Consider the following 13,969-nt stretch of genomic DNA (forward strand, 5'->3'; position numbering starts at 1 on the left):
CATGTAAGAAGCTTTATTTGGTGCTGTACACGAAAGCCTGCATAATATGCCGCTGTGCCAGCACGAACAGCAGCAGCGCCGGAACGACCAGCATCAGATTGCCTGCCATCAACACGTTCCACGCGCTGATGCCTTCCGTCTCCTTCAGCATCGCAATGCCGACCGGAAGCGTCCGCATCGCGGCTTGATTCGTCATAATCAGCGGCCAGAAATAATCATTCCAATGGTAAATAAGGCTGAACAGCGCAAAGGTCGTTACGGCCGGCTTCGCCATCGGCACCGCGATGCGCCACATGATCGTCCATTCGGTCGCATGATCGAGCCGGGCCGCCTCCATCATATCTTCCGGTATCTGCATGAATGCTTGCCGGATGAGGAAGATCCCGAAGGCGCTCGCCCCGAACGGAAGAATTAACGCCCACAGCGTATTGATCAGATTCCATCCGCTCATTTGCACATAAATAGGAAGGAACACGACCTGCGACGGGATCATGAGCGCCAGCAGCACGAGGCTGAACAGCAGTCCCCTTCCCTTGAAGCGAAAGCGGGCGAAGGCATAAGCCGCCGGAATGCCGGTGAGCAGTTGCAGCGCCAAAATGCTGACGGCAACAATCACATTGTTCAGCACGTATCGGCCGAACGGACCCGAGTTCCATGCCGCCGCGAAATTGTCCCATCTCCATTCCTGCGGGATCCACGTCGGCGGGAATTGCAGCACCTCCGGCTTCGATTTGAAGGCGGTCACGAGCATCCACAAGAAGGGAAAGAGAAACATGCCCGCTATCAATGTGAGCGCAAGGCCTTCCAGCAAGCGGAATGGCCATCGGTGGACCAGGTTGTGCATATCGGCAGCCTCCTTTTCTTGTTTTTAGTGGTAATGGACCCGGCGCCCGAGCAGCGCGAAATGCGCGAGCGTCACCAGACCGACAGCGGCCAGCAGCAGGACCGATCCGGCAGCGGCGTAGCCGCCATTGAAGAATTCCATCCCTTGCTCGTAGATGTAATAGACAAGCATATTGGTGCTGTTCACCGGACCGCCTTGAGTCATGATGCTGATCGTATCGAAAACTTGAAAGGAACTGATCGTATTCATGATGAGCAGAAAGAACAGACTGGGCGACAAGAGCGGAATCGTAATCCGCCATACGACGCGCCAGCGTGAGACGTTATCCAGCAGAGCCGCTTCATGAATCTCGCGCGGGATGCTCTGCAATCCGGCAATCAGCACGATCATGTTGTAGCCGACCCCCTTCCAGAGCGCGACAAGAATGAGCGCAGGCAGAGCGGTGGCCGGATCGGCGAGCCAAGGCAAGCCGGGAATGCCGAATGCTTCCAGCACGCTGTTCAGCAGGCCGTATTGGGGATCCATCATCCACAGCCACAAGATCGATATGGAGACGAGGGAGATGATATGCGGGCTGAACAGCATGCCCTGAATCATCCCGAACCTCCGCCCGGGACGGTTCAGCCACAAGGCCAGCAGCAATGCCAGCAGCAGCCCCAGGCCGACGGTAGCCGCCGTGTATATCGCCGTATTGGCGACCACATGGGCGAAGTCGGGATCCGCGAGCAGCTCGCGGTAATTGGCCAAGCCGTACCAGGAACGGCTGGACAGATTAAGCAGGGACCAGTCGAAGAAGCTGAGAACAAAGACGGACAGCATCGGATAGAAGAAGAACAACGCGAGGAACAGAAAAGCCGGGCCGATATAAACGTAGGGACGGATTCGCTCCCACAGGCGGCGGCGATGGACCGCAGCATCGTTCTTCTGCACGGCCTGCCGTGTCCGCTCCCCAGACAGCAGCGCTCCTCGTCCGGACATTACAGTCGATTTCACGATAAGGCACCCCCAATCATCAGCTGTTACAGCGGCATGCTTCCATTCCACGGGCGCTTGCCTCATGGAACAGGAGCAGCCTGTCATCTTCCCCAGCATAGCGGAGAAATGTAAAGCCAGTATCAGAGGCTTGTAAAGGGTTCCTGCATTTCTTGCAAAGAAATGATGAAGCCGCAGGGCAGCGAATCGATGCGGCACCGAGACGAGGACTGCGGCATCGGCGATCCCGCAAAATCAATGAACCGTTGTTTGCCTTGTCCGGATAAGGTGTATATATGCTTAACAAGCTGCATCGGAATACGCATTGCAGTTTCGTTCCCGCTTGTATAAGATGGGAGAAAGTTCGCAACAATAAGAAAAAAACATAAGAAAAACAGCACAATTTTAATATTTTTAAATTTTAGGGTTGACTGTGACTTATATCACATCTAATATTTGGTCTTGATGTTACAATCATGGTGTAAAACGGTTAGTTAAATTTTTCACAAAGTATTTTTGAATAATGAAAAGGTGGGGACGGGTTATGAAAAAGAAAATTGCACTGCTTTTGTCTGCTGTCTTGGTAGTGGGAATGCTGGCAGGCTGTGGAGATAAGAAAGAAGATACTACAGCAACACCAGATACGGAGACAACAACTCCGGCGGAGCAAGGTCAAGCCCAAGGCCAATATAAAGATGGCACATACCATGCCGAAGCCGGTGACTTCGACGAGAAATCCGGTTGGAAAGATACGCTCGATATCACCGTGAAAGACGGAAAAATTGCAGAAGTGAACTGGGACGCCGTGAACAAAGAAGGCGGAAAAACGAAAAAAGAACTGGGCGAAGAGTACGGCATGAAGAAAGCCGGTTCCGAACTGGAATGGAGCGAGCAAGCGAAAAAAATGGAAGATGAGCTGATTGCGAAGCAAGATCCTACGGCCATCGCAGTGAAAGATGATGGCACCCAGGACGCAATCTCCGGCGTATCCATCCACGTCGTCGGCTTTGTGAAGCTGGCTGAGGAAGCTCTCGCTTCGGCTAAGTAATCTGGCTTCGATTCAGGATTGAATATAGAGCTCCGCAGTAAGAGAGTACGGTGGCCTACGGGCACAGATGACGCTTGATCGCATTCATCCTTGCTCTCCTGCTGTCGGGGCTCCCTTCATGATATGGTTTAATTTTGAACCAACGCAATTCATACTACATCGTTTATACAGGGGTGAAACCATGAAAGAGATCGTTGTGTTGGGCGCAGGCTACGGCGGTGTCCTGACGGCGAAGAAGCTGGCCAAACGGTTCAAAAAGGATCAGGATATCCGCATTAGGCTGATTGACCGCAAGCCGTTCCATACGATGATGACGGAGCTGCACGAGGTCGCTGCAGGACGCGTTGACGAAGATGCCATCAAGATGGACCTGAACAAAATTTTCGCGGGCCTCAAGGTGGACATCGTCCTGGACGAAATCACGAACATTGATTTCAAGAGCAACAAGCTCCAAGGGAAACGGGATACGTATAAGTATGACCATCTTGTTATCGGTACCGGATGTAAGCCGTCATTCTTCGGTATTCCGGGCGCAGAAGAGCATTCCTTCTCGCTGTGGTCGTTCGAGGATGCGGTGAAGCTGAAGCAGCAGATTCGCCAAATGTTCATGGATGCGACGAAAGTGACCGATCCGGAGATGCGCAAGCAGATGCTGACCTTCGTCGTCGTCGGCGCCGGCTTCACCGGCGTGGAAATGATCGGGGAATTGGCGGAATACCGCGAACAGCTGTGCAAGGAATTTTATGTCGATGAATCCGAAGTGCGCCTCGTCGTAGCCGACATGGCCCCGAAGATTTTGCCGATTCTGCCGCAGAATCTTATCGACAAAGCGGATAAATACCTCCGCAAAATGAAGGTTGAGATCATTACCGGAACGAAAATCTCCGGCGTGACCCCGAACTCGGTTATTCTTGGCGAGGACAACGAGATAAAATCGAGCACGGTCATCTGGACGGCTGGGGTCGAAGGTTCCGATCTGGTCGGCAATCTCGACGTGCAGCAGCAGGGCCGCAAGCGCATTTTGACCAATGACAAGCTGCAGTCCGTTGATTATGACAATGTCTATGTTGTCGGCGACAACATCTTCTATATTCCGGAAGGCGAAGAGCGGCCTGTGCCGCAAATGGTCGAGAACGCCGAGCACTCTGCCGGCCTTATCGCCCACAATCTCGTATGCGACATCAAGGGCGGCACGCAAAAATCGTATAAGCCTGCCTTCCACGGCACGATGGTCTCCATTGGCGGACGCTATGGGGTTGCCGCCGTCGGAACACCGAAGAAGCTGTTCCATTTCTCCGGCTTCCTGGCCATGTTCTTCAAGCATATGATTAATATCGTATACTTCTTGCAGGTACTCGGCTTTAACAAGGTCTGGACTTATCTGATGCACGAGGTCTTCCATATCGAGAATCGCAGAAGCTTCGTCGGCGGCCATTTCTCCAAGCGCTCGCCGAACTTCTGGCTCGTGCCCCTGCGCATCTACGTCGGGGTCATGTGGTTACTTCAAGGTTGGGAAAAGGCGGGGAAACTGCTGAAGGATCCTTCCCAAATGTTCTTGATTCCGCCGAAGGCGATGGACGGCGTAACGGCCGCCACGGAAGCGGTAGATGCGGTTCATTCGACCGTAGACGCCCAGACGGCCGCATCGGCCGTAGAAGGGGCAAGCACCGCCATCAAGGCCATTCCGGTGCCGGATTTCATCAAGGGCATGGTCGATTGGTCGATGGATCTGATGTTCTATACGAGTGACGGCGGCTACACCTCGCTGGCTTATATTTTCCAAGGCTGCATGGTAGCGGCCGAGGTTATCTTCGGCATTATGCTTATTCTGGGCTTGTTCACGGCGATTGCCGCGATCGGAACATGCGCGATGAGCGTCATGATCTACACGTCCGGCATGGCACCTTACGAGATGTTCTGGTACTTCTTCGGCGGCATCGCGCTGATCGGCGGTTCCGGAAGCACCTTCGGCTTGGATTACTACTTGTACCCTCGCCTGAAGCGAATCTGGAAGAAGATTCCGATCGTCCGCCGCTGGTACCTGTATACCGATTAATCGGGACCCAGACGATATAACATTCATTGACAACGGCAAAGTAATGTGTCCCTGTGTCACATTACTTTGCTTATTTCTACAGGGAAGCGGGGGGTTCCCATGAACCGGCAACTTATGAAGGATACGATTCAGATGCTTGAGCAAGAGCTTCCGCCGCTGGCTGGCATCCGCATTACGGCAGGCTCGGACGAACGCTACCTGTCCGATATGGCCCGGACGCTGGACGCTTACGATATGACGGCGCAGGAACGGCGCGTTCTGTTAGGCTGCTACTGGCTGCTGCGTCAAGCGATGCGGACGCATCACCATGTTCCCCAAGACGAGCGTCTCGCGGGGAAGGCGGTGCTGGACGGCGACTTCTTGCTCAGTCTGTACTACCAGTTCGCCGCGCGTCACGGGTTAACCGAGCTGATAGCCGATATGGCTACAGTCAACAAGCGGATTCAGATACGGCGGGCAGAGGGAAAAGGAACGGAAACGGAACTGCATCGGCAGATGTCCCGGTTTCTGATGAAGCGTTACAAGCAGGTCGCGTATGAAGTCATTTGACGGCACGCTGCAGGAACGCCTGCATATCCCGCTCGCTCGCATCAACCGCGACCTGGAACGAATTGTGCTGCATGACCCGGATGTATCCTCCCGATCCATCGTCGCGCTCAGCGTCATGGATCTCATCCGCGCTGGAGGCAAGCGTCTGCGGCCGATCATGACGATCGTCGGCAGCCGGTTCGGCTCCCGTCCGGAGACGGACAGCGTCTATCAATTGGCCGCGATGGTCGAAATGGTCCACGCCGCCTCTCTCGTTCACGACGATATTCTGGATCAGGCTGAGACGCGGCGCGGGCAGCCTGCCCTGCATCGCAAGACCGGCATCTATTCCGCGGTCCATATCGGGAATTATATTATGTGCCGCGTCATGGAGCTCGCCTCCGCCAACGGGCAGGAGGCGGAAAAGTATATCCACGAGCTGGCCTCGGTCACGACGACCCAGCTCTGTCTCGGGGAATACCAGCAGATGGAGCAGCGCTTCAATCTCGATATCCCGCTCGAGGCCTATTGGGAGAAGACCCGCAACAAGACCGCCCTGCTGATGGCCACCTGCCTGCAGCTGGGCGCCAAGGCCGCCGACGCCGATCCGGACGTCGTGGACAGCCTGTACCGTTTCGGCGAGCTGCTCGGCATGGCCTTCCAGATTCGGGACGACATCATGGACTTCACGGCGACGGCCGAGGAGCTGGGCAAGCCGGCAGGCACCGACCTGCGGAACGGTCATGTCACCCTGCCCGTCATGATGGCGATGAAGGATGAGGCCACGGCAAGCAAGCTGCGCCAGCTGCTGCGCCCGGACGCCTCCGAAGCGGCGCTGGACGAAGCAATCGAGCTCGTCCGGCAGAGCGGCGGCCTGGAGGAAGCGCTGGCGGTAAGCCACCGGTTCATGAAGCAGGCTTGGGACGTCACGGAGCAGCTGTCCGCATTTCCGGCGCATGCCGACCTGCGCACGCTGTGGTCCTATTTCGAGGCGCGGACGTATTGACCCGTACCCGGCAGAAGCCGAATCTCTTGGTTACAAGAGGTTCGGCTTTGTTGGTTTCCCGAATAATTCAACTGTTTACTCTTTTGTCCATTGGGGCAAGGTGGTATTATTATGTTATTGCGCGCAGCCTGTCTGCCAATCGCAATCTGCATCTTAGATGAAGGAGGATCGACAGTGAAGCCTCGCCGATTTGTATTGGAAGCCGTTATGCTAGCGGTATACGGCCATTTATTCGAGCCCCGGCGGCCCGTTGAATATGTAATCCCTTATACGACGATCATGGAATTGTACGAGATGCGTCAGGAGGGCGAGCAGGTGATGCCCGACCCGGAAGAAGACGTATTTGCCAAGCAGCAGATCGAGCAGCTGATCACCTATTTCGAGAGCGAATTGAACAAAAAGAAGATCGAACGGGCCTTAACCGCTCCTTGGCGGACCAGCCCTCCCCTCCTCTTGCGCGACAACGTCTCTTGCGTCATCATCAACGCGATGGACAACGCGCGCTACGGAGAACTGTTCGATCCGGTGGAGACGGAGCTCATTCTGACCTCCATGCGCGAGCAGGCTCCTTTGTTGACGGATCAGTTCGAATTTGTCAGCCGGCTCATCGCGAATGAAGTGCCAATTCCGATCTACGACATCGATGATTTCGAATATGCCGTCGAACAGGAAGATTTCCCTGACGATACCGGCATCCATTAGCACCAGCCCGCCCCTTAAGCTAGCAAGAGGCGGGTTTTTGTATAGGAAGGGCGGTTCCGCAGACTATTTTTCAGAGCTAAAAATATCGATGCCAAGTTCAGCTAGCACCTCTATAGCCTCTCTTACGGGGAGCTTGGGCAAAGCGAATTCGTTAGCGATGACCTCTTCGATCTCGGCAACCGAATGCAAGGTGTACTTGTCAGTCCTGCCGTCTGAATGACGAATGCCGAATTGATTGTTGACTAAGGAGACGCTTCTGCCCTGGCTCAACTGCCAAAGCTGGCATCTGAGAATGGTCATGAACGCCGTCCCAGCCGTATTCGAATTTAGGATAATGTCGTGGAAATCTGGAAATTCGCTTTTTAAGTTGATATTAAAATGCCACTCTTTCCCGTTTTGTTTGCCCTGCGTATACCTTACATATTTATAGCGGCCTGCGTCCGGATGAACGGGTTGGATATGAACTTTATCATCCCCGAATTGGGAGACATGAAGAGGGTTGCTCTCGAACCGGACAGGTTGAAAAATGGGAGCGGCAGCCCCGCAATCCACATATACTCGTTCTCCCGGAAGATCAACAAGAATCCCCATATGTTCGTTGCCAAGCATGACATAATCGCATGCAAAGCTTAACTCCATTAATAATTCACGCAGATTATAGTTTAATATATAACATGTACCTCCGAAATGGGAATCGTAATGATGTTGAACCCACGTTTCAACCGGAGGAATGATAAATCCATTTTTGTGCTGATCACGAAAATAGAGCAATTTGCTTATATTCTCAAACGGCAACGCAGTTAAATGAGAGCGGCATATTTTTGCTAAGTAATCACAAGAAGGGGACTCCTTACTTAATCCAAGAATCGAAAGATAATCTTCTAACCAAGCCGCCATATCATTCTGTCTCCCCTCGCCCATGCTCCTGTATTGGAATTGGATTTTATTATAGAAAAGATATCCAGAAACTTCAAATCCGTAGATTTAGCGAAAGCAGGCCTTGAATTCAGTATAAAAGAAAAACACCCTTCGCGGGTGCTGTTTCTTATGCGTGGGTGAACGCCGGTTTTTGTCCTTGTACAACGGAAAATCGAAAGAATTGTCTTTCAAATAGTGGACACTATTTTGGGAATGAGACAGTTTTTCTCATGCGTCGAGAACACTATATATCGTGAGTTTACAACCTATATACTCTATATATTGATTTTTCCTTACAATAAAAGCTTAATACCCTTTTGTCCACTTATGTGTGGACGATTTCGGAATTTTTCCACAGATAGAGGACATTACCCACGTTCTCCTATTTCCATTCCTGAGACAAGCAATACTGACATTCTCGCCAAAGCTCGTCCTCATTTCTGAAACTCAGAGCAGAAAGAAGTCAGCCATCGTGCAAAACAGGATCAGCATGCTGATGACCTGATTCAAGTTGTAGGAGGCCACGTTCATCCGCTTCCGGTTACTCGGCCGGACGATGCGGTGCTCGACCGCAAGCAGCACGGCGGAGATCGCGATGCCCGTCAAGTAGATCCAGCTGAGTCCCCGAATGAAGAAGAGGGCGAACAGCACGGCCAGCATAATCGTATGGAGCGATCGGGCGATGAACAACGCATCCTCGTAGCCGAACAGGCTAGGCACGGACCACAGTCCCGTTTTCCGGTCGAACTCGATATCCTGCGTCGCATAAATAATATCGAAGCCGGCAATCCAGAGCATCACCACCAGACCGAGCAGGAACGGAGTCAAGGCAAGTTCCCCCGTGACGGCGAACCAGGCGCCCACCGGCGCGGACGCAATCGTGAAGCCGAGATACAGATGGCAAAGCCAAGTAAACCGCTTCGTGTACGAATATGAGCAGATGAGCGCGATCGCGACCGGCGACAGCCACAGACAGAGCGGATTCAGCATGCCTGCGGCGAAGATGAAGACGGCGAAGTTCAGCAGGATGAACGCCGTCACCTCCCGCTCCTGAAGCAGCCGCTGCGGCAGATGGCGGTGGGCCGTCCGCGGATTCGCCTCGTCATATTCCCGGTCAGCCAGCCGGTTGAAGGCGTTCGCTCCGTTCCGCGCCGCCACCAGCGCGATAAGCGACCACAGCATCACATGCGCGGACGGCAGGCCGCCGGCGGCCCATACCATCGAGATAAGCGCGAACGGCAGCGAGAACAGCGTATGCGAGAACATGACGAGCTCGCCGAACAGCCGGGTCTTGCGGTACAGCTTTTGAATCCAGATCATTTGTGACTCCCCCAATATGCAATCATCCAGACTTCGGTTCCAGGCCAATTGCCGGAGCCATGGCAGCCCGCACAGATTATCCGATGCAGGCTGCGGCTCCGGTCTGGAACATGCCTATCCATATATTGCCGCCCCGGACAATACCTATACATACTTGCCACCCTGGCAACCTCCATGCCTTCATGCGGCCGGCGCCTGGGACCGGTCAAGATGGCCGAAGCAATTCCTGATTCTACGCTTCGATGCCGCCCAGAACGTCATCCAGTGCTTCCAGCATCGCATCGATATCGCCCGCCTCGATGACGAGCGGCGGTTGGAACGCCAATACGTTGCGGCCGATGCCGTTTTTCCCGATGATGAAGCCGCGTTCCTTCATCGCTTCCAGCACGGCGTCGGTAAGCGCGGCGCTGTCCGTTCCCGCCGCGCCCTGCAGCTCCGCGCCGAGCATCAGGCCGCGGCCGCGCACATCCGCGATCACCTGATGCTTCCGCTGCAGCTCTTCCAATCCCTGCTTCAACCGTTCGCCCAACCGGGACGCCCGCTCGACGAGGCCTTCTTCCTCGATGTAACCCAATACGGCCAGCGCCGTCGCGGACGAGACCGGATTGCCGCCGAAGGTCGAGGCGGACGGGCGGTTGAAGCTCGCCGCAATCTCGTCGGTCGTCGCAAAGGCGCCGATCGGCACCCCGTTCCCGAGCGCCTTGGCCATCGACACGATGTCCGGCGCGACGCCGTCATAGTCGAGCGCGAACATCCGGCCGGTGCGGCCGAAGCCGGTCTGAATCTCATCCGCGATCAGCAGCACGCCATAGGCCTCAAGCAGCGCCTTTACTTCGCGGAAGTAGCCTTCCGGCGGCACGATGATGCCGCCATTGCCCTGGACCGGCTCGACAATCATCGCCGCATACCGCTCGGGATCCGCCTCGAGCGCCTGCTTCAGCGCCTCCAGGGAGCGCCGCATCGCGGTCTCCGCATCCAGGCCCGGTTCGTACGGCCGCGGGATGAACGTCACGCCCCCCTCATCGAGATGGTCGTCGGCCCGCCACATCGGCAGGCCGGTCACGCCCATCGTCAGCCAGGTGCGGCCGTGCAGCCCGTACTCCAGCGCCAGGAAATCGCGGCGCTTCGTATGCAGCCGGGCGAGCAGCAGCGCGCCCTCATTGGCCTCCGAGCCGCTGTTGCAGAAGAACGTCCGCGACAGCCGGCCCGGCAGGATGCCGTTCGCCAGCCGCTCGGCCAGATCGGCCATCGGCTGCGTCAAATATATCGTCGTCGTATGCTGCAGCGTCTGCAGCTGCTTCACCGAAGCCTCGGCGATGCGGGGATTGCAGTGGCCGCAAGCGACGACGGATACGCCGGCGAAGAAGTCCGTATATCGGCGGCCTTCATGGTCGTACAAGTATTGCATGGAGCCGCGCACGATCTGCGGCGGCTGGCGGTAGAAATGCTGCGTGCACGGGTAGAAATAAGCCCGGCGCTTCGCCAGCACGCCCTCCGGCCCGATAAAGGCGTTTCCCTCTATGCCGCTTGCCTGGTTAACACCCTGCCGCTCGTTCCCGATGCTTGTCATCGCGTACCCGCTCCTTCCTTCTGCCCGGCTGTTTTCTTCTGATCCGTCGCTGTCTTCGATTCTGCCGAAGGCTCCGCCTCCGTCTTCGCTTCCGCCGGTCCCTTCGGCTCGCCCATCGGACGGTCGAATTGCAGCGCGCCCAGCGTATAACCGGCATAGACCGGCTTCATCCCGCGATAGATATCCTCGCATCGTTCCAGCCCCTGCAGCGCCGTCCGGTAGGCCTGCACGATGTCGCGCAGCTGGTCTACCGTATACGACTGTCCTTCAATCCGGAAGTGGTTCACTCCAGCGGAGTGGAGCTCGGCGAGGAACGGCATGTAGCACAGCTCCTTGCACAAGGCGAGATGGTTGCGGCCGCGGGAATCCCGGTACACCGGATTCTCTCCCTTGTCCGTCATCAGCACGAGATAACGGTTGTCGACGTAGCGGTTATCCTCCTGGCTGATCGGCTCCAGCACCTCCGCATTCTCATACAGATCGAGCTCCAGATACATGACGACCGGAGACCCGTGCACGATCACCTCAACCGGCACCGGGCTCTGCTCCAGCAGCAAGCCGAGATCATGAAGCGGCAGCTCCAGCGACGCCGTTACCCGCTCCAGACCGAAGCGCTCGTGGTAGAACCCGGCCGAACGGGCATTGTACACGTTCAGATTGACGTCCCCGATCAGCGGCAGGCCCGCATCGTGGAAGCGGCGCATCGCACCGAGATTCGTGACGAGCAGCCCATTCAGGCCGCTGTGGTCCTGCGCCAGGGCATGGCTGTATTGCTCCATATGCAGCCCATCCATCATACGCGGCAGGCCGAGGATCACCTTCGACGCCCCGGCGGCGCCGGCAATCCGTTCGATATCGCTGCGCGTGAACGGCCGGGCCGGCTGGAACACGTCTCCCGCGAGATAGACGATATCGGCGCCCGCCTCCAGCGCGGCCTGCGCCTGCTCGACATCGTTCACATGAACGGAGAGCTGCGAGCGGTCCGTCCGGCGGGATGGGGTACGCACCTGCGCCAACGCAGCCTTCACTTGCTCGATGCGCTCCTCCTTCATCTTGCGCTCGGCGGTCGGGGTGCTGAATACTTTGCCCGTGCTGTAGAACTTGCCGGTTCCTTCATAACGGGTATTCAGATAATCCAGTCCGGGCTTGCCGAACGCATAGGCGGTCGAGAAATCCCGCTTCCGGTTCTCGAACAGCTTGCGGCTGTCCTGCGAGCGCTCGAATCCGACCGGATCGGCAATATAGCGGTCGATCGCGTCCCCGTAACTGTTCACCAGCAAGCGGAGGAACTCGGCGTCGCGCATCCGCCCTTCGATCTTGAAGGAGGTAATTCCCGCCTCAATCAGCTCCGGAATATGCTCGTACAGGTTCATATCCTTGGCGGCGAGCGGATATTCAGTCGGGTATACGTTGCCGTCCTTCTTCACGCGATACTCCCAACGGCACGGCTTCATGCAGCGGCCCCGGTTCGCGCTGTTGCCGAACAGCATCGAGCTGTAGTAGCAGTTGGCGCCATGCACCGTGCACATATCGCCATGGACGAAGTATTCGAACTCCATGCCGGTCTTCGCCTGCAGCAGCTGCGCCGTCCGGAGATCCATCTCCCGGGAAGCGACGATGCGCGTCACGCCAAGCTCCTGCAGCGCGCGAATCATTTCCTCGTTATGCACGTTCATCATCACCGAGGCATGCACAGGCAGTTGGTTAAGATTCATCTCCTTAATTAGCGGAAAAACGGCCATATCCTGCGAAATAATCCCGTCCGGACCCGCCTCATTCAGGAACGACAAATACTGCTTGGCTTCCTCGATGTCTTCGCCATTCAGCAGATTGTTCACCGTCACATAGACACGCTTGCCCCGTTCATGCGCCATCTCTACCGCCGTCCGAATCTCGTCGTAGGACAGATTGTAGCCTTTGCGCATCATCCGCATGTTCAGCGACGGCCCGCCAAAATAGACCGCATCGCAATTCGCCTCAATCACTTCCTTGAAAATTTCAAACGTGCCTGCCGGTGCCAGCAGCTCAACCTCTTTGCCGTGAAAATATCTAGCCATGCCCGTTCCTCCTATCCTACATTTCCATACTAGCATACTGTCAATTTTATTTTTCCTAATTTTAAATATATCAGGCTTTGAAATATTTTATGTGATATTTTTCACTAAACAGACTGTGAATATAGAAGAGGTGGTGATCTATAACCTACCGATCACCACCACGATATGAAGAGCAGCAGGACGAGGAACGACGCAATGAACAGCGTGTCCGTCGCCCGCCATACGAGCATGCGCAGCGACGTGCGCGGCGCATGCAGCACATATCCCCGGGCCTCCATCGCCTGGACCAGCTCCTCGGCCCGCCGGAACGCGCTAACGATGACAGGCACCATAAGCGTCATGACCATCTTGCCCTTCTGGACGAAGGAGATCTCATGGAAATCGGCGCCGCGCGAGGCCTGCGCCTTCATTACCTTGTCCGCCTCCTCGAATAGGGTCGGAATGAAGCGCAGCGAGATCCCGATCATCATCGACCACTGCTGCGGCGAGCCGCCGACGAAGCGCAGCGGCTTCAGCACCCGCTCCAGGCCGAGATTGAGCTCGACCGGCGTCGTCGTGAATGTCAAAATCGCGGTAAAGGTGACGAGCAGCGCCATGCGCCATACCGCGTACGCCCCGTAGGTCACCCCTCCGGTCGTAATATTGAGCTTGCCCACATTCACCAGCGAGTTGCCGGTCTTGTCGAATAAGATATAGAACAGGAACATGAAGGCCATGATGAACCAGAGCGGCCGCGACGCCCGAAAATAGCGGGTTAGCGAAATACGCGAGCTCATCATCACAAGCAGGGCGAATCCGCTCAGCACCGCGAGCTCCGCGAAGGCTTCAGCCATAATGACCGTAATCAGAAAAAGGACCATCGCCACCAGCTTCCCCCGCGGATCGAGGCGGTGAATCCAGGAATCGGCGGGGACATACCGGCCGAGCATCATTTTGGCTTCCATCTGG

At 55.9% G+C, this 13,969-nt stretch carries 12 protein-coding genes; 5 read left to right on the top strand and 7 right to left on the bottom strand.

Annotated features, from left to right (window positions below):
- Positions 1-13: 13 nt before the first annotated feature.
- On the bottom strand, positions 14-844 hold the full coding sequence (locus NNL35_RS01080) for a carbohydrate ABC transporter permease (protein ID WP_006677076.1): 831 nt from the start codon (positions 842-844) through the stop codon (positions 14-16).
- A 24-nt stretch (positions 845-868) separates the two neighbouring features.
- Positions 869-1,888 (bottom strand): carbohydrate ABC transporter permease, encoded by a 1,020-nt coding sequence (locus NNL35_RS01085; protein WP_006677075.1) that lies wholly within the window; start codon positions 1,886-1,888, stop codon positions 869-871.
- A gap of 472 nt (positions 1,889-2,360) precedes the next feature.
- Here NNL35_RS01085 and NNL35_RS01090 point away from each other — a divergent pair, with 472 nt between their 5' ends.
- From NNL35_RS01090 to NNL35_RS01110, 5 genes are all read left to right on the top strand, one after another.
- On the top strand, positions 2,361-2,864 hold the full coding sequence (locus NNL35_RS01090; RefSeq protein ID WP_006677073.1) for an FMN-binding protein: 504 nt from the start codon (positions 2,361-2,363) through the stop codon (positions 2,862-2,864).
- 181 nt (positions 2,865-3,045) lie between these two features.
- Positions 3,046-4,920, top strand: a complete 1,875-nt coding sequence (locus tag NNL35_RS01095; protein WP_006677072.1) for an FAD-dependent oxidoreductase — start codon at positions 3,046-3,048, stop codon at positions 4,918-4,920.
- 99 nt (positions 4,921-5,019) lie between these two features.
- Positions 5,020-5,469 carry a hypothetical protein gene (locus NNL35_RS01100; RefSeq protein ID WP_006677071.1) on the top strand — a complete coding sequence of 150 codons (450 nt, stop codon included), beginning with the start codon at positions 5,020-5,022 and terminating at the stop codon, positions 5,467-5,469.
- Positions 5,456-6,454, top strand: a complete 999-nt coding sequence (locus NNL35_RS01105; protein ID WP_006677070.1) for a polyprenyl synthetase family protein — start codon at positions 5,456-5,458, stop codon at positions 6,452-6,454. Before NNL35_RS01100 ends, NNL35_RS01105 begins: the two co-directional genes overlap by 14 nt.
- 174 nt (positions 6,455-6,628) lie before the next feature.
- The gene (locus NNL35_RS01110; RefSeq protein WP_006677069.1) at positions 6,629-7,156 is read left to right on the top strand and encodes a hypothetical protein; all 528 of its coding nucleotides are present in this window, start codon (positions 6,629-6,631) and stop codon (positions 7,154-7,156) included.
- A 63-nt stretch (positions 7,157-7,219) separates the two neighbouring features.
- Here the strand turns inward: NNL35_RS01110 and NNL35_RS01115 are convergent, their stop codons facing one another.
- The 5 genes from NNL35_RS01115 to NNL35_RS01135 all read right to left on the bottom strand — a co-directional run bounded on the left by NNL35_RS01115 (position 7,220) and on the right by NNL35_RS01135 (position 13,965).
- The gene (locus tag NNL35_RS01115) at positions 7,220-8,053 is read right to left on the bottom strand and encodes an arylamine N-acetyltransferase (protein ID WP_006677068.1); all 834 of its coding nucleotides are present in this window, start codon (positions 8,051-8,053) and stop codon (positions 7,220-7,222) included.
- A gap of 468 nt (positions 8,054-8,521) precedes the next feature.
- Complete coding sequence (locus tag NNL35_RS01120) at positions 8,522-9,394, bottom strand: UbiA-like polyprenyltransferase (RefSeq protein WP_006677067.1); 873 nt, start codon at positions 9,392-9,394, stop codon at positions 8,522-8,524.
- Between the two features lie 232 nt (positions 9,395-9,626).
- Positions 9,627-10,964 carry an aspartate aminotransferase family protein gene (locus NNL35_RS01125; RefSeq protein ID WP_006677066.1) on the bottom strand — a complete coding sequence of 446 codons (1,338 nt, stop codon included), beginning with the start codon at positions 10,962-10,964 and terminating at the stop codon, positions 9,627-9,629.
- Entirely contained in the window at positions 10,961-13,021 is a 2,061-nt protein-coding gene (locus NNL35_RS01130; RefSeq protein WP_006677065.1) for a peptidase U32 family protein, read from the bottom strand. The genes NNL35_RS01125 and NNL35_RS01130 overlap by 4 nt, the downstream gene beginning before the upstream one ends.
- 152 nt (positions 13,022-13,173) lie before the next feature.
- On the bottom strand, positions 13,174-13,965 hold the full coding sequence (locus NNL35_RS01135; RefSeq protein WP_006677064.1) for an energy-coupling factor transporter transmembrane component T family protein: 792 nt from the start codon (positions 13,963-13,965) through the stop codon (positions 13,174-13,176).
- Between the last annotated feature and the right edge of the window lie 4 nt (positions 13,966-13,969).

This window comes from Paenibacillus dendritiformis, from assembly GCF_945605565.1.
Taxonomy (GTDB): Bacteria; Bacillota; Bacilli; order Paenibacillales; family Paenibacillaceae; genus Paenibacillus_B; species Paenibacillus_B dendritiformis_A.

Coding starts and splice junctions, on each gene's coding strand:
- NNL35_RS01080 (WP_006677076.1), bottom strand. CDS start 844: ATGCACAACCTGGTCCACCGATGGCCATTCCGCTTGCTGGAAGGCCTT.
- NNL35_RS01090 (WP_006677073.1), top strand. CDS start 2,361: ATGAAAAAGAAAATTGCACTGCTTTTGTCTGCTGTCTTGGTAGTGGGA.
- NNL35_RS01095 (WP_006677072.1), top strand. CDS start 3,046: ATGAAAGAGATCGTTGTGTTGGGCGCAGGCTACGGCGGTGTCCTGACG.
- NNL35_RS01100 (WP_006677071.1), top strand. CDS start 5,020: ATGAACCGGCAACTTATGAAGGATACGATTCAGATGCTTGAGCAAGAG.
- NNL35_RS01105 (WP_006677070.1), top strand. CDS start 5,456: ATGAAGTCATTTGACGGCACGCTGCAGGAACGCCTGCATATCCCGCTC.
- NNL35_RS01115 (WP_006677068.1), bottom strand. CDS start 8,053: ATGGCGGCTTGGTTAGAAGATTATCTTTCGATTCTTGGATTAAGTAAG.
- NNL35_RS01120 (WP_006677067.1), bottom strand. CDS start 9,394: ATGATCTGGATTCAAAAGCTGTACCGCAAGACCCGGCTGTTCGGCGAG.
- NNL35_RS01125 (WP_006677066.1), bottom strand. CDS start 10,964: ATGACAAGCATCGGGAACGAGCGGCAGGGTGTTAACCAGGCAAGCGGC.
- NNL35_RS01130 (WP_006677065.1), bottom strand. CDS start 13,021: ATGGCTAGATATTTTCACGGCAAAGAGGTTGAGCTGCTGGCACCGGCA.
- NNL35_RS01135 (WP_006677064.1), bottom strand. CDS start 13,965: ATGGAAGCCAAAATGATGCTCGGCCGGTATGTCCCCGCCGATTCCTGG.